The following is a 23636-nucleotide window of genomic DNA, read 5'->3' on the forward strand; positions in this document are numbered from 1 at the left end:
AACGAAAACACAGGTTTTTACTAAGAAACTTTTGACAATACGCCAACGGGAAAGGGGGTGGACCTATGGAGGCAATGGCAATAATAGTAGCTTTCCTTGCACTGGTAACCGCAGTAGTTAATCTGACATCGGCTCTACTAAACGCAAGAAAAAAGAAAGACCATCGCTCGGGCAAGCGATAGTCAGCTATTATGGGCAAGGGAATAAACTCCCTTGCCTCCTCCATATTCTATTTTAAATATAACCGATTTATGCATGAATAGCAACAATTTAACGGTCAGCCAAACCAATTAATACGAACGTGGCAATCCTAACACATGCTGACCTAGATAAGCCAAAATCATATTATCATTCACCGGAGCGACTTGATACATCCTTGTCTCTCTAAATTTGTTCGACGACAAGAGCATCCGGCTGATTTCCCCTGATTTTGCGTAAATCCACGAGAAAAAGACTGATTCCGTCTGATTTCTTCTTTACTTTCTCTGAAGGAGTTGTGCGAGCGAGAACAAGGAGTAGATCTGATTGTGTGTGGCTTCATAGTAATGAGTCATTCTATTTCAAGTGTCCGTAATGCCTCTCTAATCGGCATTCTGCTTACCCCGATCATTTCTGCGAGTTCCGTTTGCACAAGCCATTTTCTCGGCTCAAAGTCTCCTCTTAAAATAGCACTTCTTCAAATACTGCAAACTTGGTTATGTAACATTTCCCGAGTACCGATTTGCAGATTCTTTTGTTTAGACATGTTAACGTCTTCCTTACGCGAGCTTCACTATTCTAAATTGTATCGCAGCAAGGAAGGAATATGAAGTGAAAAGTTGAAAGCAGCGTTTTTTCCTCAAGAGTTTCAATCTTTTTTAGGCTGCTCCTCTAGACCATATAAAATCCGGCGATTTCCATATTTTCATTGACCGTTACCTGGAAGGTGATATCCGCGTCATTGAAGACTCCTTTAATTAATACCACTTCATGGTCTTCCACTTCCTCCGTCTCCTTATATTCAAAAGCAATGAAATCACCGAGCTGCTCTTCCAGACTCCCCCATATTTCTTGAAGTTCTTCTGCTCCGACTTGTGCAGCCATCGTTTCATCAAAATTTTCCGTTGCTTCCTCGTATTGCCCGTCACTCAATTGGTCAATAAATTCTTCCGCGACGACAACTGCTTCATCCCTCGTACCGTCTCCATTCTCATCCGTCGTCTGTTCTTCCGCTGGCTCTATACCTTCTTCTGGAGTTTCTACGGATTCCTCCGTGTTTTTTCCCCCGCTACAGCCTGCTAAAAATAAGATTGCTGCTATTAGTAAAAAACTTACCACCTGTAATTTCTTCATAAAGACTGTCCACTCCTTATTTTAGTTAAATTTTTCCAAAATCCACTCGCCAATATCTTGTATCACATTTTCATCCACTTGATTCGGATATTCATATTCCCGAAGCGTCCCTTCTCCCGCTCCTTCATAAGCAATGAAAAAATGATTCAATCCGGGATAGCTGATAAACGTTGCGTCATCATGATTTTCCAATAATTCTTGCCAATATGCATAATCTTTATCATAGAAAACTTGGAAATCGTCCTCGCCTTGCAAGATTAGTAACGGCTTATCCAATTCTCCGATATACGACTGGACATCATATTCAGCCATTTCTTTTAAATAATAGCCATTTATCCCAAATACAGTAACTTCTTTGGACTTCTCTGTCGTCAGCTTTTGTAAGTTTTGGGCCTTCTGATACTCTTCTTCTACGGACGCCAGCTGTTCCTTCTGTTCCTCTTCATTTGCGATGAGTTTTTCAATCAGGTATAAATTCTGTTCATAAATAATCTCCCATAAAGGGCGAGGAGAGCCAGCAAGACTGATAAGCCCAGCGAAGTCACCGCCTTCTGCATCGATCCGAGGCGCGAGCATTCCGCCAAGACTGTGACCTGCCAAGTAAACATGTTCCGGATCAATACGGGGATCAGACTTCACTAATTCAGCAGCCCGAATCGCATCTTCTACCGTCTCTTCATAAACTGTCAGATGAGCTGTATGTTTAGCCATCTCGTTACCGTACGCAAGGGTGCGCTTATCATACCGGATAACAGCAATCCCTTGTTCCGCAAGTCCCCAAGCAAGGTCGCGGAACGGCTTGTAGGCAAAAGCTGTCTCATCTCGATCTGATGGTCCGGAACCATGAACGAGCACCACTGCAGGAAATTTTCCTTCGCCTTCTTTAGGAAGTGTAAGCAGTCCTTCTAGCTCATATTCTGTTTCCTTGCCAACAATTATTTCCTCTTCTTTAATCGATTCCGGCAACTCCCTTTTAGTAAATCCGTCTGATAAACTCAAGCCAACTAAACGCGTTTCCTTATTAAAAATCAAGCGAATATCAAAGTAATCCGTTGTGTACTCAAGACTCGCTTCTACAACATCCAGATCTTCCGTCAGGTTGTCCGCTTGCAAGGAACTTAATTCAACAAAGTCTCCCTCTGTTACTTTCTCTTCCCAATCGCGCGCAAGTTCAACCGCAGACAATGATTCCTGCAATTCATTGGAAAACCAAATTTCATATAGCTTATCATATTCCCCTGCTTGTAATAAACCTATCACTTCTTCCCCCGCTTCTTCAACTGTCGGTGCCGGCGGATCATCTTTAGCACAACCTATTAATAAAACAAGGATTATCAAGCACCCCAGCATTAGCCAATTCGTACGCATGGGCGTTACCTCCATTATGTATGTTCAATCACTTGTATTACGGAATAATTAGAAAAAGGTTTCGTCTTTACTTAACTAATCATCACAATTTTTGCTCATTGTTTCACTTAATAAAATTGAATAAGATCCGTTTTTTCCTTTCTTCTATGTTACCATAATGCAAAAAGGATTAATCAGATAGACCTGATTAATCCAAATGCACATAAGTGGTAAAGTATACACTTTTCCGACGGGGAGAGAATCAATGGTTGCAGGCGAATCCTAATAGCCCCAGCCAACATAGGATGTACCTACAATAATTAAAAGGATGAATAACACAACAATCAAGGCGAAACCTCCGCCATATCCACCATATCCTTTCACTTCACTCATTCATAACACCTCCTATCCCTTGATACGATTACTATATGAAATAAAATAAAAACGGTTATAGTTAGTAACCCAGTGATGACAATATGGAAGTCATTACTAGAGATTTTTGTTATTGAATATTTGAAATACCAATTGTTCACGTAATACATTTTTCACGCATTAACGGTCTGTAATTCCCCCACCTCTATACATGAGGGAAGCCCCAACTTGTGAGGGTGGGGAATATACAGTCCGTAAATCCCTGATTCTGTTCAACTAACATTCAGTGGGGAGGGAAGGAATTCCCCACTGAATGAAGTTTCACTTTATGGTTTTTTTGCTTAATATTTTGGCGAAAACTCCAGTATAACTGTCCCTTTAATATTTATTACTACTGCATACAATATTAAGAACTTTAAATATTTTGGAGGTGACATTGTGTCCGTTGAACATTATCATAAATTGTGTAATCAATATATGGGAAGAGCTGTAAGAATAAGAACCCATGATGGAAGGGTTCATCATGGAATTATCCGCCACGTTGACCGTAGAAGAGTATATTTAGAACCAATTCGGTCAAATAGAAATTTAGGTGGTTTTGGTTATGGATATTATGGATATGGATATGGATTTGGCTTTGGAATAGCATTAGGAGCAATTGCCGGTATAGCTTTAGCATCATTATTCTTTTGGTAGTCCTTTATCCCACAATGGCTTGAAAAATATTCAAGCCATTTGTTCCTTTTCACTTCAAGTTAAAAGTTATGTATTGGAGGGGTCGAATACATGTTTCCAGAAAGACCAAGACGACCTATGCCGTTATATCCATATAGACAACCGTATAGACAACAACGAAGGGCACCTAGGCATAGACAGGGTTTTCCAAGGGATTCCAGCTTGTTTACAAATATTCGGACTCCCGATGGGGATTGGGATTTTGACAAAATGATTAAAACTGGAAGAAAAGCCATGGATTTATACAATCAGGTGAGCCCGTATATTACAAGATTTATTAGAAGATAAATAAGGGGGAAATGCTATTGGGTCATACGTACCTTGATTGTTTAGCTGTACTCGGAATTGGTGGAGCACATCCAGGGGGCCTAAAACTAACAAAAGAAATTCTTTCCGGGGAAGCGCTAGATCAAAGTAAATCCGTCCTGGAAATTGGATGTGGAACTGGTCAAACATCGGCTTATATTGCCGAACATTACGGATGTCATGTTGTTGCTTTGGACAATAGCAATATAATGCTGGATAAAGCGAAACAAAGATTTGCTACGATAAATTCAGCTGTTGAAACCATCCACGGAAATGTTGAAAGACTTCCATTTGCTGATGATTCTTTTGATTTTATTCTTTCCGAATCTGTTCTGTCCTTTACGGATATTGCCTTATCCATCTCTGAATGCCAACGTCTATTAAAGCAGGGCGGTAAATTGCTGATGATTGAGATAGTGCATGAACAACCATTATCTGAAAAAGAAGAGATGAAAATAAAAGATTTCTACGGATTTTCACAATTACTGAGTGAAAATGGGTGGGTAAGATTACTTCGGCAAGGAGGGTTCGAGCAAGTAAGCGTCGAAAAACATGCAATAATATTCGATGAACATGATTTAAAACATGCTACTGAATTTTCTCCATCAGAAAACGTAAGCCATGAATATTTTAATATCCTTAAGGAACATGAGTATCTATCAAATTTCTATAAAGATAATTTAGGTTATCGTATATTCCGATGCAGTAGCTAGTCACTTACTCATTTTTAGAGGTTGTATATTCTCTTTGAAGATTAATTGCAGAAATCACCGCCCCGATGGCTTGGGTCCACGCCCCCACTACGTCTAATAAACTAGCATCTACGTTTTCCGTTTGTTCCTTTATTCCAGAGATTGCTTGAATGCTATTGCCGACAACCTGTAAAAAATCCCCTTGAAAAGCAATAAAATCACTTTCTATTATTGCCGGTACTAACGCAAGGCCGCCTCCTGCCGCTTGAATAAGATTGCCTTTAATTTCAAGACTGGCATTCTCTTTATATAACCCTGTAATAACAAAGAGATTTCCAATAGATTGCACCTTATTAGCAATTTTACTTTCAGGATTAGTTGTGGCATCCGCCATTACAGCACTTCCAACAGCCTGTAAAACATTTCCGGTCTTCGCAAAAACTTTTCCATCATCTTCAACAAAGGGGGGATCAATTGCATTGATGATCGTTCCAGCCGCTTGTATCCATGCCCCAATAACGATTTGATTAGCAACCATGGGCTCACCTTTTTCGAAATTACTTCTACGCTTATCAGAAAGGTGGGTGGGACTTCTCTCATCAAACGGAGAAAAGTGCTTAAGTTATTATATATAGAAGTAAAAGAAATTGTGAGGATTAATTAAACTACCCGCTTCATTAACAAAGTGGGATATCTATTCTTCTTTAGATTCACGCTACTTGTCCTAATTTAAGTTAATAACCTAGAAAAAAAGATTACATCCAATGGTTGCTTCTGTATATCTAGTCTTCATGCACAATGCTACCTGCTTTTAAACACCGAACCTATCTTCAATAAGATTTTAAAAAAAGCAATCATTGGATGAATACCGATATTAACCAGTTATTCCGGCCTTCTTTCTATTTTTTACTTTGATTAATTCGGCACATATACTAACTGCAATTTCTTCCGGCCCCTCGACGAAAATCTCCAACCCGACAGGAGAATGAATATTCCCATGTAGAAGGTTAGGATGCAGCAAGCGTCTCGTCCGCTCCTTTGGCCCCAATATTCCGAGATAATCTGGCGGATATGAGCGAATTCGGTGCAAGATATCTTTATCCCTTTGAAAATGATGTGTCATAACAAGGACAAAACTGTTTTTCGGAAGTTTATTCCCATCTAAATAGATGTGCGGGAAATCAACGATGAAGTGATTGGCCATAGGGAAATTCTCTTTATTACATCTCTCGGGCCGCGGGTCGATCAAATGGATAGAAAAGTCTAGCTTTGATGCCAATTCCACTAAGGGTTCCACATCCGGTCCTGCTCCAAAAATAAAGAGTGGAACCCTAGGTGTGTACAATTCCAGCAAGACTCGCTCATCATTTTCGAGTGCAATAATCTTTATCTGCCCTTCTCCAGCAAAAAAATTCTTCAAGTCTGGTATATTCTCGTCTATGTAATTTATCCTTTTGAAAAAAGTTCCATCTTCACAATAATAAAACCAGTCATCCGAGTCATTATTCTCACTCATCAACTTAACGGAAATCACGCTACTTCCTGAATTTAGCCTGTCGTCTAGCCACTCCCATGCAGCACGGCCATTTTCATCCTTCCAAATTTCCCAGCCAGTAATTTCTAAGTACAGGTTAACAATCCCGTTACATCCAGCACCTTGGCCCCAGCCCGCATCATCTTCACTTGTTAAATTGTATGTCAGCACTTTGCTTTTACCAGTTTCAAAGATTTCAAGTGCATGATGAATGAGATCTGTTTCCAAGCAGCCACCACTGATTATCCCATAGGTTTCTCCCTTTTCATTAATAAGCATTTTCGCTCCTTCATGGCGGTATGCTGAACCCTCGACAGCAATTACTGTTACCAATACAAAGTTTTCATTTTTCCTTTCTTTTAAAACGTGGAGCATCCGAGAAATATCATTCATATGATGGAATATCTCCTTTCAGCAACTTTTTATAGTCGAGCGGGGTATCAATATCCTCTGGATAGATATGCTTGCTCTCGCACAGTATGAGAAAATCGAAATTTGCACGTATGATATCTCTTCCTCCTTTATCCCCTGTTACAGTGCTTAATTCAGAGAAGAAATGATGAGAGAATAGAATGGGATGACCTACTTTACCATCTCGGTACTTCATTTGTATGATAGCTTTCGGACAGTATTCATGTTCTGCACGCATTTGCTGGAAGACGTATCGAATTGCCTTTATATCAGTGGTCGATATGGTCGGCTGATCCCCTAAAAATAGGATGACGGCTTCTGCATCAATAGGCAGGGAACGGATGCCCAGTGATAAACTATGACCCATTCCACTTTCCGGTGAGTAATTCATAATAGCGGTATGTCCATAATCATGTACTATCCCCCTTAAGCAGGCATCGTGATGGGGAATGACGACATTGACCGACTGAAAAACAGCGGCCGATATTTTATTCAGTACATGTTCAAGGATAGAAATCCCCCGCCAGCTTAAATGTAGTTTTGGTTTATCCTTTCCTCCCATTCGCACGGATTGCCCACTAGCCAAAACAATTCCGTATAGCCCCATATCCAATACCTCCCGAACGATTGAACGGAAATTTAGTATTAATGTATTAATGTGCAACGAGGATCATTGTGTTTACATCCACTTCATGTACAGAAGCATCAAGAGTTCTTGACAATGTTGTACTGACTTTTTGTAAGGTCTCTCTGTCGCGCGTAACAAAGACTGGTGCACCACCGGCTTTGATTGTCTCATCCTGTGTAGATATAATCGCAATAATTTTAGTAGGTTGTTCCATCTTTATGCCCCCTATTATTTCTCACTTTTTCCTTTATTAGCTTCACTTGGTAAACGAATAGCACTATCCAGAACAGGAACATGTTTTAATACTTCTTTTATTTGAGCAAAATCCTTTTCCATCGGCAGGAAGTAAACTGCCAATCTCCCATCCGCCATATCTCTTTTCGAAAGCGGGACAAGGTCTGGTTCTCCAGAATCAAGATAAGAACCTAGGATATTCGCCCCGTGGTGAAGTATAGCCTGCCTTTGACTCAAGTTGGACAAGGTTAATACACTATTTTGGTTTTTCGGTGTGATGATGACACCAACAGCCCGCTCCATAATCGTTTTTTTACTACTTTTCAAGCCGACGTTTTTTATATGGATATCATTTACATATAGATTCGGACCACAAAACCGAATATTCCCTTCGTCTATCTCCGCGATATTGGACAGGATTTTTCCTTTTATTATTACTTTGATGATTAGAGTGAGGATAATTCCGATTAAGATAGCAAGCCATATGTAGTAGACTCCGATTAAGGTTGTAATCAATGCTACAAACATGACCATATAATTTCTTCCCTCAAATGCTTGAGCCATTCCTTCGATAAATCCTTCACCCCGTTGGACCAATTCTTTTCGATCCACCTTTTCAAGAGCTTCCCGTTCCATTTTGCGTACTTCCCGGAATTGTGTTGCTGCAAGACCTAAAAAGGTCACCGCCGTCCAATCAGATTCGAGGACCGCCGGAATGGAAACAGAACCGATGAACGCTGCAATAAATCCAAAAGAAAGATTGATTATTCGACCTGTCGGATATGTAGGATATTGCCTGAAATCGGTTCTTATCAGTAAAATCCGGGCCACAAACCCTACAAGTGTACCGATGACGACGGCTATCAAATACTGACTCATCTATTTACCTCCACATCTTAGTTTATCTCTTCTATTTTTATCCACTTGGTGAAAAATATTCTTTATGAATAAACTTACGATTACACATTTTTTAGGTATAGAACAATAACGATCATTCATATAAAGCATTAAGGGATATAAAGTAAGGGAGGCGTTCGGTGTTGAATAGTAAGGAAAATGAATGGAAAAATTATATAGAATCCGCTCATAACTGGTTAGATGCAATTGAGTGGAGGGCATCTGAGCTTAAACCATTTTCATCCGCAAAAATATTTGATGAAAAAATAGCTAAAGTACGTAAAGAAATGGAGAAAAAACAACAAAATCAGGCGTTGATCCTTGGCTTATTGAAAGAATTAGATGCCTTATGTGAGCCCCTTCGTATACAGGAGTCGTTTTCAGGGGATTCAAGGGAAAGTAAAGATGAAAGTAAACGATCGGATCTAAAGGCTAAAGATTTATGTAGAAAAGTTGCACAAATTCTAAATGGAAAAAGTAAATTTGAAAACGGTGTCTGCTCCGTCCAAATCAATCGGCAACTCCAAGTGGAGGTTCAAGGAAAGAAAGCTTCATCAATTGCTTCCATAGATGTCGTTTTTGAATCCCTAGATAAGCAGGGTAACGTTTTAAATATTGCTGAAATTGCGATTTTACAAGATGAAGCACCTGATTTTATTAGAGAAATCGCCGAATCGGGTTTAATCATCGGTGCTTTTCATAATCATTGGCTCTTTACAAACCCGTTAATTATGTATCTACATGTACAATCTATTGAACCACCTGTCCAATTTGCCGAGAAAATATCCAAAGCACTTTCAGTTTTACATTGAACCCAAGCTACTGGTATTAAAATGAAATAAAACTTTACCCCTTATACTAATGAATACTCACACCGTATATCTTCTATACATAATAAATATTCAATTGCAGACAATACCTTTTAGTGTATTTTATATGAAGGAGTTCATATTTATGGAGAAGCAAACCGTCGAACAGCTTTATCATGAACAGCAACAGTTGAACCAGCAAAATCAGGCTTCCGGTCAGCCGGCAAGTGTCGGACCAATGGGTTATCTTGAAAAAACGGCCCAAGCAATTCAACAATCACAACAGGCAATCCGACAAGTTCAGGTAGGTCAGTATCAACAACTTCAATTGGCAGAGCAAAGATTGCAACATGCCCTACTACAGTTGCAGCAATTTAAAACGAAGGGTACAAAAATGGCTGAGAAACTTCCCGAAAGCGTAAACCAACAGCTGGAACAGGCTTATCATGAAATCAATCAAGCCGGACAAACACTTGCACTCGTCCGGCGGCAATTAAGTAATTCGTGAATAACAACACAGGTTTCATAATGGGATTTTTTAATCTTTCATCCATTCAGCGTTTCACATTCAGGATGTTTTTAACGGATTCTTTTATTTCCTGGTATCCTGTACATCTGCAAATATTCGATTCCAGCCATTCATCAATGGCTGCATCATCCGCATCGGGATTATTCTGCACCAATGCATAACTGTTCAGAATAAATCCCGGTGTGCAATAACCGCATTGTATTGCCCAATTTTTTATAAATTCCTCCGGTATCGTCTGATCCTTCAGCCCTTCAATCGTCATAATTTGGTATCCAACCGCTTCAACGGAAAGGATGTGGCAAGCATTGATAGGTATGCCATCAATCAGAACCGTACAGCTGCCACAATCACCATTATAGCATCCGGGTTTCACCCCCATGAGGCCTAACTTTTCTCGTAATGTATGTAGAAGTGTCTCGGAATTCCGCACATAAATTTCCTTCGATTGTTCATTCACTGTCAACTTAATTAATTGACCCGTTTCTATATTTTCCATTATGACACCCTTCTTTCCACATGTTCTAGCAACTTACACAGGGACTGCTTCAATACAAACTCGCGATACTCCCTAGAAGCGTGCATGTCGTTTAGAATAGCGGACGGTAATAGATCTATTACCTTCCTTGCTCGCTCCCCCGGTGACTCTGCCGAATTATTCATGATGTCTTCAATTTCTCTTAAACGAAATGGGAACGGACAAACCCCACTAAAAGCAATGCGAATACGATCATCCACTTTTATCGATGCCAAAGAAACAATCGGATAATTTACTTTCGATTGCTTTGTTGTCTTATGATTAAAATATGGATATTTGGTATATTTTTCATTTATTAGGATCTGAACGATAAATTCGTCCTTCGCAAGTTTCATCCCCTTTCCTACAATCTCATGGATTTCAACTTGTCTTATCCCTTTTCCTCCTGCAAGTACAACCTTACTGTCCGAGAGTAGAAGAGGAAGGATAGCCTCCCTGTAAAATGTATCCCCTGCAAGATTGCCACCAATTGTTATTTTATTGCGGGCAGTCCGGAAGGCAATTGATCTTACAACATTGGATAACAAAGGAAAGAGGGGTGTATCTGCAATAGCCGTTAAAGATACGGTTGATCCGATTACAATCTGACCCGCTTCCCTCTTGAATGTATTGCACTCCGGAATGTTTTTTAAATCAATTATTGCTTGGGGTGTAATTTCATTCAACCGTGACCGGCTAATTAGCTCTGTTCCACCCCCGTAATAAACGGTATCTTTATTGTCAGCAGTTAACGCTTGATAAATTTTTATCGCATCCGTAATCGCCTTTGGTCGGTGGTATTCGAAGTCAATTGGGATCATCGTCCTCCTCCTTTCATGCTTCCCCATATTCGCTCATGTGTCAGTGGTAGTTGATAAAGATCCGTGCCACAAGCTTTCGCAAGAGCATTCCCAAGTGCGCCGGCCATGCCAATCACACCATATTCCCCCATTCCTCTTGCCCCGTATGGTCCGTCAACAAGTGGGGTTTCAACAAAATCTACTAAGTACTCGGGAATTTCACTTGAACGAAGGATATCATATGTTCTTAATTGGGGATTCAATATTTTTCCGTGACCATCAAATATAAAGGATTCCCGACTAGCCCAACTTAACCCCATATACATCCCACCGCGCATTTGTCCAATTGCCGCTTGGGGATTTATCACCTTGCCCGCATCAAGTACAGTAGCGGATTTTAACACACGATACGTAAAGTCTTCCGGATTAAATTCTACTTCCACGGCCTGAACACCAACGGCCCATTGCGGCCCAGGCTTTCCAAATCCAGTCTCCGGATCCAGTGGTGTTAAATGACGCACATTATAAGACCCTTCACCAAGCACAAGACCGCCAACCGTATTACCATCCGGATATTTATAACCTACAGCTAGATCGGTGATTTTCACGCCATATTCCGGACTGTCCTTTACGTAAACCCGGCTATTCCCAACTTCAAGATCATCCGGGAGACATTTTAGTGCAACCGCTCCGATTTTCTTAAGTTGGGTGATTGCATCGTCGGCCGCCGCCATGACCGCACGTCCTGCAATATAAGTGGTGCTACTTGCGACCGTTTTCCATTGATGTGGGTCATGATGTGTATTCACTTCAAGCTTAACGTGAATATCCTTCATTGCCATCTTCATTTTTTCCGCGAGAATTTGTGCCAGTACTGTTTTCGTACCTTGTCCAACTTCAATTGCCGCACAACTCAAATTCACACTACCATCTGTATTAAACGTTAAAACAGCACCTGCTGTAGCATTTGGCGGTGTACTTGATGTCTTCCACAGGCAACTGATGCCTTTTGCCCGGATTTTTCCGTCCTCTGTCTTCATGATTTGCGTATCCGGATTCCAATTGAGCATTTCTTTCATTCTAAGTAGACATGCGGAGATATCCCCAATATTACTTGCATTCAAATGTACCTGGGTAGGCGTCGTGTCCCCTGGTTTAATAGCGTTTAACAAGCGTAACTCCAGCGGATCCATGTTAAGCTTTTCCGCTAACTTGTCCATTGCCCTTTCGATTGCAAAGGTTAACTCCGGATGCCCAAACCCGCGGAATGATGTAGCGTAAGGATGATTCGTATACATACAATAAGAATCGCAATAAACATTTTCTATTGAATACGGTCCTGTACAATCACTCGCAGCGGCCTTGCTTATTCCTGCTCCTGTATCTGAATAAGCACCGCCATCAAACAGATATTCGATTTCAGCAGCTTGTAGCTTTCCCTCTTGCGTTGCCCCGAGTTTTACCCTTGCTTCTAGCCCAATATGAACCGGTGAAGCCATCAAGTCTTCTTCCCGGCTATTTTGCAAATTCACCAGTTTACCTCCAACTGCCCGCGAGGCTAAATATGCCAAAAATTCAAGTTGGACCGCACCCTTACCACCGAAAGCTCCGCCGACCGCTGGGGTATGGACTGTTATCATTCCTGGTTTAATATGGAAAAACTGACTTAAAAGCTTTCGTACATAAAAAGGACCTTGTGATGCCGTATGAACAATAACATGGCCACTCGGTTTAATTTCAGCTCGCGCACTTCTCGTCTCAAGCGCCGCATGGTCGGAAGGACCGAAAGAAACCTTTGAATCTATTTTTACATCACTATTCTTCCAACCAGCTTCCAAATTCCCTTTTCTGATTTTAGTAAGATTTGCGATGTTTGTATTGGGAACGGGATAAACTCCCTTTACTTGAACTTTATAACTGCCTAAATCTTCATGGATTAAAGGTGTATCAGATTTTAGAGCTTCGGATGGAGAGTTCACGACCGGTAGATCTTCATATACGACTTCTATAAGCATTGCCGCCTTTTTTGCTTGCTGTTCTGTATCGGCAACGACAAGCGCAATCGGTTCACCGAAGTATCTTACCTTTTTTAAAGCTAAAGGTGGACGATCAGCAAGCAAGGGGCCCACGGGGAAAGGAAAAGACTCCCCCGTTATGATCGCTCGTACTCCAGAAACTTCCCATGCTTTCTTAAGGTTTATAGAATGAATCATTGCGTGCGCTCGATCGCTAATATGTAATTTGGCATGCAACATACCTGGGGAGGACAAATCATTCGTATATTTCGTTCTTCCCGATGCTTTATCTGCAATATCTACTCTCGGAACACTTTTACCGACGACTGAAAAGTTATTTGAATTCATCGTTCCCCTCCAAATTTGACTTTATGGAACAAGTATTCACGATTGGAGGTTTTTTATACCTTAAAATGGCGCTCATCATCAGGTTTTGATGAGCACTTTCTGTTTGCTTAATATCAAATTACTTACCCAATGGGACAAAGAACTTAAATAATATTGAAAGCGATGCCAATAATGGATATAATTAGATTATTGAAAATGGCGATGTGTCAGTCAGTTATTTTTGCTCTAACTGCATATCGATAAGCCAGTGCTAATTGGTTTTTTTGCTCTTATTTCTTTTTTCCTTTGGTATCAAAAACTAAATCCATTATCCCTTCCATTATACTTCATAGCTTATATAACTTGCATGGAGGCTTATTAACTTTTTATCACGTATTAACGGTCTGTAATATCCCCACCTCTATACAGGAGGGTAGCCCAACATGTGAAGATGGGGGTATACAGTCCGTAAATACCTGATTCTGTTCAACTAACATTCAGTGAGGGGGTAAGGAATTCCTCACTGAATGAAGTTTCACTTTACAATTTTGACTTTGTACCAAGATGGTAATCAGACAAAATAAGGGGAGTGATTTTCATATATTATCTTACAAAAATAGGAGTAGTGGGTGTTTTTATAATTTTAGTTGTTTCCATTGCTTTCTTATGGGACTATATTGCAGGTAAATTGGAAAAAAACAGGGTGAAAACAAAAGTTGGAAAAATAATAACAGTATTGATAACAATGATTCTCCAATTATTATTTGTGTTGACGATAACTGCAATATATCATTTAACTTTTATTGATACCCTTTTCGTAACATGTTTCTTAATACTAACTATAACATGGCTTTTTTCTTATTTCGGTAATTATAGTCAAAACAGTCGAAGCATCACGGATAAATATCAAGGAGGCAATGATTATAAAGTTAAAGTATTTAAGTTAAGGTTAAATCCAGTTCTAATAGGTATTTATTTGTTTTCGATTGTTGGAATATTATTCGGTTTTCTATACTATGCTCCTTATTTTATTTGAAATCTTGATTTGGTTGTTTGAAATAGACTAGGGAATTCTAACAGATTTGTGGTTTTCTTAGTGGAGAAATATATACAATAAAAAGCTTGCCTATTCTTTTAGTTATAAAAAACCCCCCATCCAGTAACAGAGAACATAATTATTTCTTCGTCTACTATATGGGGAGCATATCAACATTTTAAGTGTCCCTATTTATTTTTCTTCAACAGGTTTTTTCCATAAACCTAGTAAGATTCCTGCAACAACCATGCCGATAATAAGGGACAGTATAAAGAACCAAGGATGTTCCGCAAGTGGGGCAACGAATAATCCTCCATGCGGGGCAGGTATCGCACTATTCCAAGCTTGAGTCAATCCACCTGCAATTGCCGCACCTAAAACAGATGAACCAATCACGCGTAGGGGGTCGGCCGCTGCAAAAGGAATTGCTCCTTCTGTTATAAAGGAAATTCCCATTACATAGTTGGTCATCCCTGACTTCCGTTCCTGATCGGTAAATTTATTTTTAAAGAACGTCGAAGCGAGCGCAATCGCTAGTGGTGGAACCATTCCGCCAGCCATGACAGCAGCCATCAAACTGCCATCACCTGTATCCGTGAAGATTCCAATTGAAAAAGCATAGGCTGCTTTATTGAACGGTCCACCCATATCGATCGCCATCATTCCACCAAGCAAGGCACCAAGCAGAACAGCATTTCCAGTGCCAAGATTTTGCAGAAAATCAAGCATCGCATGATTAACGGTAGAGAAAACTGGACCGATGATGAAATACATTAAAAGTCCTGTAATAAATAATCCGACAACAGGATAAAAAAGAATTGATTTTAATCCGTCGAGAGACTTCGGTAATCCTCGGAATGCCCTTTTCAAAAATACAATTACATAACCTGCCAAGAAACCGGCAACGAGTCCGCCAATAAATCCGGCATCACTTTGAACCGCCATTAATCCGCCGACTACACCTGGCATTAATCCAGGCCGGTCTGCAATACTCATTGCGATAAATCCGGCAAAGATCGGGATGAGGAAGTCAAAGGCACTTCCACCGACTCCATTTAAGAATAGGAAAATCTGGCTTTCATCCCCAACAAAACGTTCAACTAAAAAGGAAATTGCCATCAAAATTCCGCCACCAACAACAAATGGAAGCATGTGGGAAATTCCGTTCATTAAGTCCTTGTAGATTTTATTCCAGATAGAGCCCGCTGATGTCTTGGCTGTGTTATTTTCAGCTTTTTCTCCTTCACCGGATGAATGATAAATCGGAGCATCCTTCTTAACCGCTTTTGTAATCAATTCTTCCGCTTTACTAATTCCGTCACTGACAGGTCGGTCGAGTAGCGGTTTTCCGTGGAATCGGTCCATCTCCACTTTTTTACTTGCAGCGATGATGACCGCATCCGCCCGCTCGATTTCTTCATCCGTCAATTTATGTTTTGCACCGTCCGAACCGTTTGTCTCTACCCGAATATTGACATTCATTTCGGCCGCTTTTTGTTTCAGCGCATCCTCTGCCATGTACGTGTGGGCTATTCCAGTCGGACAAGCCGTAACCGCTACGATGAATGGTTTTTCTTCCTCGGCTACTTCGTTTTTCTCAGATTCTGTAGTTTCCTCTTTTTCTTCCGCTTCATCAGCCTCTGCTTCGCTAAAGAGATCCTGAACTTCATCTGGTGTTGTAACTTGCTTTAGCTTTTCCACAAAATCGGGATCAATTAACTTCCGGGAAAGGGCTGCTAATGTTTGCAAATGCGTATCATCCTCGCCATCCGGTACCGCTATCATAAAAAATAGATACGTCGGCTGGCCGTCCAACGATTCAAACTCAACTCCTGATTTGCTCTTTGCAAATAATACGGTCGGTTCTTTCACCGCTTGATGCCGGGCATGAGGCATTGCAATCCCATCACCGAGTCCAGTAGATGTTTGAGCTTCTCTTGCTAGAATAGCCTCTTTAAAAGAAGCAAAATCATTTACGACCCCGTGAGTTTCCAGGCTCTTTATCATTTCATCAATGACGGATTCCTTTTCCTGAGCCTGCAAGTCCATAATCATAATATCTTTTCGCAGCAAATCGATAACTTGCATCTTCCTCACTCCTTTTTAAAGTTTTGTTACAGTAGTTTGATTAATTAAAGCATTTATTTCATCTGCTTTCGCTAAATCATAGGAAAAAGCTGTTGCACTTCCAGCAGCTAGTCCCATTCTAAAGGCTTGAACGATATCTTTTGTCTTTACATATTCTCCGATGAAGCCTGCAACCATAGAATCTCCCGCCCCGACAGAGTTTTTCAATTCCCCTTTGGGACTGATTCCTTTGTAAACCGCATCTTCTGTAAATAATAATGCTCCATCTGCCCCCATAGAAACGATTGCATGGCGAGCACCTGCATCGATTAATTTTTTCCCTGTTTCAATTATGTCCTGCTCCTCCGTCAACTTAACGGAATATAATTGCTCCAACTCTTGTAAATTCGGTTTAACGAGCAGTGGATTGTAAGCTAAAGACTTTTGCAGATCATCTCCAGTTGTATCGATTACAAATTGGGCTTTGATTTCTCGAATGATTCTTTCATAAAAGTCATCCGGCAAAGAGGGTGACTTGCTTCCCGATAAAATAACGATATCATCAGAAGAAATCGCTTTAAGCTTTGCCATTAATTTTTCAGCTTCTTCGGACTGAATGACAGGTCCTTTGCCATTAATTTCTGTTTCCGGATTCGTTTTTAATTTGATATTAATTCGTGTATCGTCTGCAATTTTTGTAAAGTCTGTGGCAATCCCGTCGCGTTTGAGCCATTCTGCAATAAAATCACCTGTAAAACCACCTAAAAATCCAAGTGCCTTTGTGTCCATCTTTAATTCATGTAATATGCGCGACACATTGATTCCTTTTCCACCGGGAAGCTTGAAATCCCCATCCATATAATTCAATTCGCCTATATTTACTTGCTCCAATTGCACGATATAATCAATGGATGGATTCAACGTCACTGTATAGATCATTGCTCCGCCTCCAATATAGTTGTTTTTTCCTGATAATTTGTTAAAGAACGATCCGTCCTGTTTGTAATAATAGTTGCTTCCTCGATATCACCGACCTTGGAGAATGTCACCTTCTCCCACTTTGAATCGTCCGCTAACATATAAGCCATTGCAGATTGGGTTATAGCGGTTTTTTTGAGTGCAGCCTCATCCGGGTCTGGTGTCGTGTAGCCATATTCTAAATGTATTCCATTCGTGCCTAGAAAGGCTTTGTTGAATTGATAGCTTTTCAAGTCCCGCAAGCTATCAGTCCCGATAACCGCTTTAGTAGAATATTTTACTCTTCCGCCAAGCAAGAAAGCCTGTATTTCTTTATCCGCAAGCAGGGAAGCATGGGCAACCCCATTCGTCACGACGGTAATGTTTTTAGCGGTTAAAAAGTTAATCATTGCTAGTGTTGTTGTACCTGCATCTATATAAATCACATCATTTTCTTTCACGAGTGAGGCAGCCAATTTGGCAATGGCTTGTTTTTCTTGAATGTTTTTGGATGATTTTTCCGAGACAGATAACTCTTCCTCCAACTGATAGGTGCTTCTTGCTCCTCCATGAATACGTGTAAGAAGCCCTTTACTTTCCAACTCGCTTAAGTCTCTTCTGATCGTTGATTCTGAACATTGGAGTTCATTCATTAACGCCTGAGACTTTACAATATGATTTTCCTTTAGTTGATTCAGTATAAAAGAATGTCTCTCCTCGGTTAACATAACAATCCCTCCATCACCCTTATAATACCATCAAAAACAGTCATAATCAATCATAAAAAGCCATTCATCATAGATGATTGAATGACTTTTTAACACTTAAAATTCACGTTCTATTACTTAAGATGCACCATTTGTTAAAAATAATTCCGTATCTAGTACCATGCGGAGAGTCTTTAATATATGCCCATCAAAATCATCATCGAACGTATCGACTACTTGAAAACCTTTTGCATTATAAAATGTTTTTCCGATTTCATTATCTCTTTCTACATTTATGTAGACTTCTTTTACCCCTTCTAACCGACTAATCCCTTCTTTCAGGAAAGCCGTACCAATTCCTGATCCTTGATTTGCGGGATCAATATAAATTGCTCCAAGTTCAGCTTTACCATCTGAGTCTACTGGAGAATAATTGGCAAATCCAACTACTTTCCCTCCTACTTCAGCAACGAGCAACAAGTAATTAGTCACACGGTGCTCCATACTTGCATCACTATAGGCAGCATTTAAGAATCTTTTCTGAATTTCCGATGGAATAATTTCTTCATAGGTTGCATTCCATGTCTTTTTCGCGATTGCTTGAACGCTTGAAATATCGGATAGCTGCATTTTGCGGATGGTGAATGACAATGAACCCAACTCCCTCTATAATTAAATATTTTCCTTAAGTATATACAACTACATAAGCATTGCAATCAAATTATATTCGCTTTATGAGGCAGCTTCGAAACAAATTTAAACTCTTTCAAAATAGCTAGATATCCTCTATAATTATCGTACAAGGGAGGTGAAAAAGGATGGAACAAGAAACTGTTTTAAAAGAAATACTACATGCATTCAAGCTTCATGCACAACATATTGATGAAAAAATGGATAACATGAAAATAGAGCTGGAATCAAAAATGGACAAGGGCTTTTCACGTGTTAACCATCAAATTACCGAGCTTGGAAAAAAGGTAGATGGAATCCGTGCTGAATTGAATGAAACAAATGAAAACGTGGACTATCTATTAAGCAAAAATGCCCAACACGAAAAGAAACTACGCCAAATCTCCGAGCAGCAACAGACATAAACCACTCATGCTGCACAATCCCTATAATAAACGGCCCCTTTCTATTCCCTCAGTTTTACAAAAAAGTGGAAATAGGAAGGGGTTTGTAATTTTTCCAGTTAAAAAATGACCGTTTGGATGAACATTCACTTTATGGCACTATAATCCTCATTTTTAAATCCGCGCTCGTGCTTATCCTATATTTTTTGTTTCCTCATTTATTTCATTTTCTTGTTTAAATTTATGCTGAAAAAACTTTTAGCCGCAGTACTTTTTCAATTCTTTTTTCACATGAATGGAAAGTTTGTATTAACGCAAACTAAATGATAAAAAGGAGTGATTCAAATGAGTAAAGGTAAAAAGAAAAAGAACAAGAGTAAAGAGGAATTAAACGCGATGAAAGATGACAAAAAATATCCGCAGAATCGTCCACCGAGATAAACAAAACTTCATTCATTGAGGGTGCTTTTATTCCCTCAATGAATGTTGATTCATACGTACACTCAACCAATCCTTATATTCTTACCGAGCCTTTCCAAGGTCCCTAATATACTCATCGCTGCCAAATAACTCGTTTTCGGATTGGATGGTAGTGGCTTGTTATTAATGGTAAAAGATGCCTCCCCAAAGTCCCCGGCCATTTCAATCTGGTGGATATTTTTATCAATATGTGGATCTGCAATAATGCGCACCATCGTCTGCTCTATTCCTAAACCGGCAAGGGAGAGAACAATCGAGACATTGATATTTTTAGGAAATTGTTTGATTGCATCTGCTGCTTGCCCTTCAAAGATGACCTTTTCCTCTGTTATGACCTCATCTATTAGGGAATGGGCTGGCTTTCTTGTCGTTAGTGAAACATTCTTCACTGTTCCCAGGGCGTTGGCATTTTGTAGTAAATCAAGACCCCCGATTGCACCAGATGGTAAGTGGATGAGATGATTATGCTTACGCGCAAGCTTGGTAAGTTCGGTTAAGAGTGCTTCATTAACAAGTGCGCCAATACTGATTAACACAGCGTCCTTCTTTCGTATCGTTGCTGGGATCAGATTTCGTACAGCCTCCACGTTCGCCGCTTCCACAACTAGATCAATGCCCGATTCCAAGAAAGTATCAAAGTCGGTATAAAGCTTCACGTCAAATTCAGCTTCCAATCTTTGATATTTTTCTCTGTCCCGCACGTAAACACTCGTTATTCTGTGTCCCTCATGTCTAGCATAATTGATTTCTTTTAATAAAAAGTTCGCAATAGCCCCGGCACCAATTAAACCGATATTCATGGATTTCCTCCTTTATTTTAATGGGATAGGATAATTTCATCCTTTTTTATCTGGGACAGTTGCTCTGACCCCCTGCCCCACACCTACATTTCCTTCTTCTTGCTGCTGCGGTAGATGAAATACATTACTGCTGCTGTGATGATGACAAATAGAGTAATTGCGAGTGTGATAAAAAACGGATTTTCGTTCATATGCGCTGGAATGAGTCGGTCTGCGATTGGCCCCCACGACATAAAGAACGGAACAAGAATGGTGATCCATGTTTTTGCATAGAAAGCCCAAATGATGAAAACGATGATGCAACCGATTACGATTAAATTATTTTGCATTGGCGTTGCGATGAAAAATGGATTTTTATCCAGAAACTCTACGATGATAAAGATACCAAATACAATCAGATAAGTAAGTCCAGTAATAATGTAAAATCCTTTCGAATGAAAAAATCTCGGTAAAACCTTTACAAATAAAAATCCATAAAGAGCGAATGACAGAACTGTGGCAATCCCCATCCCCCATAGCCCAATCTTGGATAATTTAAAATCTCCCCATAAGGCTGGTGTAAACATAAGAAAAGCAAGGATCAGTAAAACTGACATTGGTGCTAATATGATAAATTGCCTGGCATCGAAACCTAATTCTTCTCCAATACTTTTCATATATTCCCTTGGTGAATCACCGGTAATGTCCTTGACACTTTTCCCTTCTGCTTCAGCTTGCACAAGATGATCTTCCAGCTCAACGATAATTTCATCCATTTCCTTTTCATTTTTTCCTTTTGAGAGCAAATACATTCTCAGTTCGATAATAAATTGCTCAGCTTCTTTAGATAACATCGTCATTCCCATCCTCCCCTTCTTCAAGTAACGAAAAGACCCCCATGGAAAGCCTTTCCCAATGTTCCTTGAATCGTTCCAGCTCTTCCAACCCTTCGTCCGTAATCGAATAATACTTTCGCTTTGGCCCGTTAGGCGACTTTCTCAAAATAGAAGTTACAAAATTATTTTTCTGCAGCCGCATGAGAACCGGATAAATACTGCCTTCACTAACTACAGCAAAGTTATGTTCCTGCAATTTCTCCGTCATTTCATAGCCATATGTCTCCCCTTTTGCGATTAAAGCAAGCAAACTCCCCTCCAATAATCCCTTCAGCATTTGTGTTGTAGTAGACAAGACCGTCACCTCAATTGATTTGTTATCACTATCTTACAATACAATATAGTGTATTGCAAGATAGTTTTTATAAGAAAAACCGGGCGAAAACCATGCCCGGTCCTTTTCCCTTTACCATGGCTAGAGAACATAAGATAATTTATATTCATATATGAGGGCACACAAGCCGATCGTTTCAATTAGACGCGGAGCAACCCCCGGAACCCGCGAGATCCATAATAAGAATCTGCTCCATTATGATAAACAAATACTTGACCATACCGGTAATCACAAAATATCGCCCCGCCACGTTCACGAATCGATGCTGGGGTCTTTACCCAACTTGATGTTTTCTGATCAACTGCCTCAAGCTCTTGTAATTGGCGGTATTGCTCTTCGGTTAATAACTCAATGCCCATCTCTTCTGCCATGTCCATAACGCTCGTTTTTGGTGGATACTTTTTCCGAGATTCCAGTGCCTCGCGATCATAACAAACACTCCTACGACCTTTAGGGCTTTCTTTCGAGAAATCGCAAAAAATAAACTCCTCTGTAGTCTCATCGTACCCAATGACATCCGGCTCTCCCCCTGTCGCTTCCATTTGCTCTAGGGATTTTAACTTCTCAGGTAGCGCCTGCAACTTGGCAGCTATTTCTTCCCAATCCAAATTCTCGTGTCGATGCATATTCGCTTTAAAACGTTCTTCCAATGTACGGAGAAGCTGTTCTTTATCGTTGTTTGTCATGTTCATACTCCTTTCGCTCATCCTTCTTTATAAATCATTATATCCGACTAGAAACTGATTTGATAGACTTTTTCTCCATTCTGTCGTTAAGATAGTAGTAATTGCTTTTGATTAAAGGAGGTTCCCTAGCATGGGATGGATATATGTTTTATTCGCTGCAATTATTGAAGTAGTATGGGTGCTTGGTTTAAAGTACTCGGATAACTTCTGGATGTGGACTGGGACAGTGATCGCAATTATTTTTAGCTTTTACTTTGTGATCAAAGCATGTGAAGTGCTTCCTTCAGGTTCGGTCTACGCCACATTTACAGGTTCCGGGGCTGCCGCGATTGCAATCATTGATTTCTCCTTTCTCGGAGAGGCATTTACACTAGGAAAAGGTTTCTTTATTTTACTCATCATCATTGGTGTTGTCGGTATTCAATTAACGACAGATGAAAAGGATCGATCCGATGATTCGCTTGCAGCAAAGGAAGGTGACGTGTAAAATGGCTTGGTTTTATTTATTTCTTGCAAGCTTCGGTGAAATCTTCGGAGTTGCAAGTATTAATATGTATTTAAAAAAGAGAGCATGGAGTTGGCTCCTCGTATTAGTTGTGTGCTTTTCCCTCGGCTTTTATTTCCTCGGACTTGCCATGCGTGACATTCCACTCGGAACAGCCTATGCGATTTGGACGGGACTTGGGGCAACAGGTGCAGTAATCATGGGAGTTACGTTTTTTAAAGAAGCGATGAATTTAAAGCGGGTTCTTTTTCTACTATGCATTATTAGCGGCGCTGTCGGTTTAAGATTAGTTTCTTAATTGGTAGGAACAAAGAGCTTCTCAACTTAATAAGCTATATTGGGTAATTATCACGAGAATAGGAGTTGGGAGCTCATGAAGAAGAAATGGCTGAAAAGCTTAAAAACAAACACCCCCCAGGAAGGGTTCGAATTAGCAATCTTACTGGCCCAAAAAGGGATTGAATATACCCAGCCATCTGAAAGCATCCGAAAAAAGATACGTCCAAAGTATTCAAGAAATCCAGATAATCTTATCGCCGCTTCTGAAGTAATCGCGATTCATTATCAGACGGTTGCCGCTGCGAATGACTACTGGAAGTCAAATACGAAGGTGCATTTTTAGAGCATTTTCTTA

The 23636-nt window shown here is 40.1% G+C and carries 29 protein-coding genes; 9 read left to right on the forward strand and 20 right to left on the reverse strand.

What is annotated here, in order from left to right; translation table 11 throughout:
- Window positions 1–550: 550 nt before the first annotated feature.
- The 4 genes from IEX94_RS20170 to IEX94_RS16410 form a co-directional block, all read right to left on the reverse strand.
- Window positions 551–667: a GntR family transcriptional regulator gene (locus tag IEX94_RS20170; protein WP_156857232.1), complete on the reverse strand. Its 117-nt coding sequence runs from the start codon at window positions 665–667 to the stop codon at window positions 551–553.
- A 203-nt stretch (window positions 668–870) separates the two neighbouring features.
- Complete coding sequence (locus IEX94_RS16400) at window positions 871–1332, reverse strand: DUF3887 domain-containing protein (protein WP_156857223.1); 462 nt, start codon at window positions 1330–1332, stop codon at window positions 871–873.
- A gap of 21 nt (window positions 1333–1353) precedes the next feature.
- Window positions 1354–2700, reverse strand: coding sequence for an alpha/beta hydrolase (locus IEX94_RS16405; RefSeq protein WP_188858970.1), 1347 nt, complete (start codon window positions 2698–2700; stop codon window positions 1354–1356).
- A gap of 261 nt (window positions 2701–2961) precedes the next feature.
- Window positions 2962–3072: a YjcZ family sporulation protein gene (locus IEX94_RS16410; protein WP_156857221.1), complete on the reverse strand. Its 111-nt coding sequence runs from the start codon at window positions 3070–3072 to the stop codon at window positions 2962–2964.
- 417 nt (window positions 3073–3489) lie between these two features.
- Here IEX94_RS16410 and IEX94_RS16415 point away from each other — a divergent pair, with 417 nt between their 5' ends.
- From IEX94_RS16415 to IEX94_RS16425, 3 genes are all read left to right on the forward strand, one after another.
- The gene (locus tag IEX94_RS16415; protein ID WP_188858972.1) at window positions 3490–3747 is read left to right on the forward strand and encodes a hypothetical protein; all 258 of its coding nucleotides are present in this window, start codon (window positions 3490–3492) and stop codon (window positions 3745–3747) included.
- 117 nt (window positions 3748–3864) lie between these two features.
- On the forward strand, window positions 3865–4074 hold the full coding sequence (locus IEX94_RS20335; RefSeq protein WP_505817961.1) for a YppG family protein: 210 nt from the start codon (window positions 3865–3867) through the stop codon (window positions 4072–4074).
- Window positions 4075–4091: 17 nt separating this feature from the next.
- On the forward strand, window positions 4092–4805 hold the full coding sequence (locus IEX94_RS16425; RefSeq protein ID WP_373290851.1) for a class I SAM-dependent methyltransferase: 714 nt from the start codon (window positions 4092–4094) through the stop codon (window positions 4803–4805).
- 4 nt (window positions 4806–4809) lie between these two features.
- Here IEX94_RS16425 and IEX94_RS16430 read toward each other — a convergent pair whose 3' ends face one another.
- From IEX94_RS16430 to IEX94_RS16450, 5 genes are all read right to left on the reverse strand, one after another.
- Window positions 4810–5322, reverse strand: coding sequence for a DUF6944 family repetitive protein (locus IEX94_RS16430; RefSeq protein WP_188858978.1), 513 nt, complete (start codon window positions 5320–5322; stop codon window positions 4810–4812).
- Window positions 5323–5658: 336 nt separating this feature from the next.
- On the reverse strand, window positions 5659–6711 hold the full coding sequence (locus tag IEX94_RS16435; protein ID WP_188858980.1) for an XdhC family protein: 1053 nt from the start codon (window positions 6709–6711) through the stop codon (window positions 5659–5661).
- Window positions 6704–7336, reverse strand: coding sequence for a nucleotidyltransferase family protein (locus IEX94_RS16440; protein ID WP_188858982.1), 633 nt, complete (start codon window positions 7334–7336; stop codon window positions 6704–6706). Before IEX94_RS16440 ends, IEX94_RS16435 begins: the two co-directional genes overlap by 8 nt.
- Window positions 7337–7382: 46 nt before the next feature.
- Window positions 7383–7571, reverse strand: coding sequence for a capping complex subunit for YIEGIA (locus IEX94_RS16445; protein ID WP_188858984.1), 189 nt, complete (start codon window positions 7569–7571; stop codon window positions 7383–7385).
- 14 nt (window positions 7572–7585) lie between these two features.
- On the reverse strand, window positions 7586–8470 hold the full coding sequence (locus IEX94_RS16450; RefSeq protein ID WP_188858986.1) for a YIEGIA domain-containing protein: 885 nt from the start codon (window positions 8468–8470) through the stop codon (window positions 7586–7588).
- Window positions 8471–8949: 479 nt separating this feature from the next.
- Between IEX94_RS16450 and IEX94_RS16455 the strand changes: the two genes are divergently transcribed.
- Entirely contained in the window at window positions 8950–9300 is a 351-nt protein-coding gene (locus IEX94_RS16455) for a DUF1259 domain-containing protein (protein WP_229782765.1), read from the forward strand.
- Window positions 9301–9442: 142 nt separating this feature from the next.
- Window positions 9443–9805, forward strand: coding sequence for a hypothetical protein (locus tag IEX94_RS16460; protein ID WP_188858988.1), 363 nt, complete (start codon window positions 9443–9445; stop codon window positions 9803–9805).
- A gap of 46 nt (window positions 9806–9851) precedes the next feature.
- Here IEX94_RS16460 and IEX94_RS16465 read toward each other — a convergent pair whose 3' ends face one another.
- The 7 genes from IEX94_RS16465 to IEX94_RS16495 all read right to left on the reverse strand — a co-directional run bounded on the left by IEX94_RS16465 (window position 9852) and on the right by IEX94_RS16495 (window position 18900).
- Window positions 9852–10322 carry a (2Fe-2S)-binding protein gene (locus IEX94_RS16465; RefSeq protein ID WP_188858990.1) on the reverse strand — a complete coding sequence of 157 codons (471 nt, stop codon included), beginning with the start codon at window positions 10320–10322 and terminating at the stop codon, window positions 9852–9854.
- Window positions 10322–11161 carry an FAD binding domain-containing protein gene (locus tag IEX94_RS16470; protein WP_188858992.1) on the reverse strand — a complete coding sequence of 280 codons (840 nt, stop codon included), beginning with the start codon at window positions 11159–11161 and terminating at the stop codon, window positions 10322–10324. Before IEX94_RS16470 ends, IEX94_RS16465 begins: the two co-directional genes overlap by 1 nt.
- On the reverse strand, window positions 11158–13503 hold the full coding sequence (locus IEX94_RS16475; protein ID WP_188858994.1) for a xanthine dehydrogenase family protein molybdopterin-binding subunit: 2346 nt from the start codon (window positions 13501–13503) through the stop codon (window positions 11158–11160). Before IEX94_RS16475 ends, IEX94_RS16470 begins: the two co-directional genes overlap by 4 nt.
- Window positions 13504–14710: 1207 nt before the next feature.
- Entirely contained in the window at window positions 14711–16606 is a 1896-nt protein-coding gene (locus IEX94_RS16480) for a PTS fructose transporter subunit IIABC (protein ID WP_188858996.1), read from the reverse strand.
- A 15-nt stretch (window positions 16607–16621) separates the two neighbouring features.
- On the reverse strand, window positions 16622–17524 hold the full coding sequence (gene pfkB / locus IEX94_RS16485) for a 1-phosphofructokinase (protein WP_188858998.1): 903 nt from the start codon (window positions 17522–17524) through the stop codon (window positions 16622–16624).
- Window positions 17521–18270 (reverse strand): DeoR/GlpR family DNA-binding transcription regulator, encoded by a 750-nt coding sequence (locus IEX94_RS16490; protein ID WP_188859000.1) that lies wholly within the window; start codon window positions 18268–18270, stop codon window positions 17521–17523. The genes pfkB and IEX94_RS16490 overlap by 4 nt, the downstream gene beginning before the upstream one ends.
- A 117-nt stretch (window positions 18271–18387) precedes the next feature.
- Window positions 18388–18900 (reverse strand): GNAT family N-acetyltransferase, encoded by a 513-nt coding sequence (locus IEX94_RS16495; protein WP_188859002.1) that lies wholly within the window; start codon window positions 18898–18900, stop codon window positions 18388–18390.
- A 167-nt stretch (window positions 18901–19067) separates the two neighbouring features.
- Between IEX94_RS16495 and IEX94_RS16500 the strand changes: the two genes are divergently transcribed.
- The gene (locus IEX94_RS16500) at window positions 19068–19343 is read left to right on the forward strand and encodes a hypothetical protein (RefSeq protein WP_188859004.1); all 276 of its coding nucleotides are present in this window, start codon (window positions 19068–19070) and stop codon (window positions 19341–19343) included.
- A gap of 482 nt (window positions 19344–19825) precedes the next feature.
- On the opposite strand, the gene nadX is transcribed toward IEX94_RS16500, so the two are convergent.
- The 4 genes from nadX to IEX94_RS16520 all read right to left on the reverse strand — a co-directional run bounded on the left by nadX (window position 19826) and on the right by IEX94_RS16520 (window position 22518).
- Complete coding sequence (gene nadX, locus IEX94_RS16505; RefSeq protein WP_188859006.1) at window positions 19826–20602, reverse strand: aspartate dehydrogenase; 777 nt, start codon at window positions 20600–20602, stop codon at window positions 19826–19828.
- A gap of 83 nt (window positions 20603–20685) precedes the next feature.
- Window positions 20686–21441 (reverse strand): DUF1129 family protein, encoded by a 756-nt coding sequence (locus tag IEX94_RS16510; RefSeq protein ID WP_188859009.1) that lies wholly within the window; start codon window positions 21439–21441, stop codon window positions 20686–20688.
- Complete coding sequence (locus IEX94_RS16515; RefSeq protein WP_188859030.1) at window positions 21425–21754, reverse strand: PadR family transcriptional regulator; 330 nt, start codon at window positions 21752–21754, stop codon at window positions 21425–21427. Before IEX94_RS16515 ends, IEX94_RS16510 begins: the two co-directional genes overlap by 17 nt.
- 197 nt (window positions 21755–21951) lie before the next feature.
- On the reverse strand, window positions 21952–22518 hold the full coding sequence (locus IEX94_RS16520; protein ID WP_188859012.1) for a DUF4256 domain-containing protein: 567 nt from the start codon (window positions 22516–22518) through the stop codon (window positions 21952–21954).
- 109 nt (window positions 22519–22627) lie between these two features.
- Between IEX94_RS16520 and IEX94_RS16525 the strand changes: the two genes are divergently transcribed.
- The 3 genes from IEX94_RS16525 to IEX94_RS16535 all read left to right on the forward strand — a co-directional run bounded on the left by IEX94_RS16525 (window position 22628) and on the right by IEX94_RS16535 (window position 23624).
- Window positions 22628–22984 (forward strand): DMT family transporter, encoded by a 357-nt coding sequence (locus IEX94_RS16525; protein ID WP_156857207.1) that lies wholly within the window; start codon window positions 22628–22630, stop codon window positions 22982–22984.
- Between the two features lies 1 nt (window position 22985).
- Complete coding sequence (locus IEX94_RS16530) at window positions 22986–23300, forward strand: DMT family transporter (RefSeq protein ID WP_188859014.1); 315 nt, start codon at window positions 22986–22988, stop codon at window positions 23298–23300.
- Between the two features lie 75 nt (window positions 23301–23375).
- Window positions 23376–23624: a hexameric tyrosine-coordinated heme protein gene (locus IEX94_RS16535; RefSeq protein ID WP_188859015.1), complete on the forward strand. Its 249-nt coding sequence runs from the start codon at window positions 23376–23378 to the stop codon at window positions 23622–23624.
- Window positions 23625–23636 lie beyond the last annotated feature (12 nt).

The sequence above is a fragment of the Oceanobacillus indicireducens genome (genome assembly GCF_014647195.1).
Classification (GTDB): Bacteria; Bacillota; Bacilli; order Bacillales; family Amphibacillaceae; genus Oceanobacillus; species Oceanobacillus indicireducens.